At 42.6% G+C, this 1,546-nt stretch carries 2 protein-coding genes; both read left to right on the top strand.

Translation table 11 applies throughout. The features are described 5' to 3' along the window. A partial coding sequence (locus G3O08_RS20615) for a dockerin type I domain-containing protein (RefSeq protein ID WP_204336975.1) occupies positions 1-1,051 on the top strand: 1,051 nt, incomplete at its 5' end. 47 nt (positions 1,052-1,098) lie between these two features. Further along, on the top strand, positions 1,099-1,546 hold a 448-nt coding region (locus G3O08_RS20620), incomplete at its 3' end, for a hypothetical protein (RefSeq protein WP_163287337.1).

Genomic DNA, 1,546 nt, shown 5'->3' on the forward strand with positions numbered 1-1,546 from the left:
TATCCGTCCATTTAGCACCGCTACTACTTACGCCGTGACATTGATTTGTACAGATTTTGACTGTCCTGATTTGAGCAATAATATCGGGAATGCCTGTGACGATGGTGATTCGAATACTGTGAATGATATCGTTAATGAAAATTGCGAATGTATTGGAGATCCCATTCCAGTTAACAATGAATGCTCTGATGCTATTTCACTCTCATGTAACGATTATGTAGTTGGAACGACTCGCGGAGCCACTGATAACGTAGGATGTGATGGCGATTCTCGACAAACAGTATGGTATTCTTTCACAGCAGATGCTACAGGAGATGTTATACTTTCTACATGTAACCCGGAAACAAATTTTGATACAGACATCAACGTGTACACAGGTACATGTGATGCTTTGACTTGTTTCACTGGTTTTGAAGGAAATGGATATGTTGATGGCAACTTTGATTGTGTCCCACAAAGTTTTGCAGGTGTGGGTACGCTTGAAGCAGTAGCAGGTCAAACGTACTATATCGCTATTACCGGTTATTATGCCGTTGGTGGCTTTAGCGCGGGTGAAGGTGAGTTCGGCCTTTCTGTAGAATGCGAAAATGCCGGAGCTGCACTTAACGGTACTGTAAACTGGAATAGCAGCTGTGGTGATCGCGATGGTACTGTGAGACTTTATACTCCAAACACAGCTACCTTGATTGAAACTTACAACATTACGGTAGCTGCCGATGGAACTTTCTCAATTGCAGATCTTCCAACAGGTACGTATGATGTAATTGTAAAAATTCAAGGGTACCTTGCAAAAGGTGTTCAGGATGTGGTAATTGCTGCTGGCGCTAATAGCCTTGCAGTAGGTGCTATTAAAAACGGTAATATCAATAACGATGGAGCAGTTAACATCTTCGACGTTTCATTGATCAATGCCGCTTTCAATACATCTGTGGGTAATCCAGCATACAACCCGCTAGCTGACCTGAATTGTGATGGCAATATTAATATCTTTGACATCTCAATTTTGAATGCTTCGTTTAATCAATCTGGGGCTACTGCTCCACTGAACTAAATGAAAATAAATATAAATCAATTAAAACCAATTAAATACAAATGCTTATGAACAAGTTAACACAAGAGCTAAAGAACCACTTTAGTGCTATTACTAACACTCTCATAGCGGCATGTATGGTGCTTGGACTCGGCTTTGCCGGCGTCCAGGCCCAAGTGCCCGATGCGATGCCATCGCAGTACTTCTTCAAGGTCGGCGATGTGAAAACAAATGAAATCACTATAGAGCCTGGCGACAGCTTTACACTGAAAGTAGGATTTACGCTAATAGGCCCCTGTGATGGAGCTACAGCTACGCTACTGTGGGACGAGGACGAATTAGTCGTTCCCGGAACACAGGTTACCAATTTGATTGGAAGCTTGCTTCCATTCGGATTCTATAACGTAATTTCACAAGACGTAGGTCACCTAAGCTTTACGCAGGCGATTCTTGGTGGATTCATTCTTCCTCCCTCTGATGGGGCAGGCGGATATGTAGAAACCGATTATATGTTGA

The organism is Cryomorpha ignava, from assembly GCF_010686655.1.
GTDB lineage: Bacteria > Bacteroidota > Bacteroidia > Flavobacteriales_D > Cryomorphaceae > Cryomorpha > Cryomorpha ignava.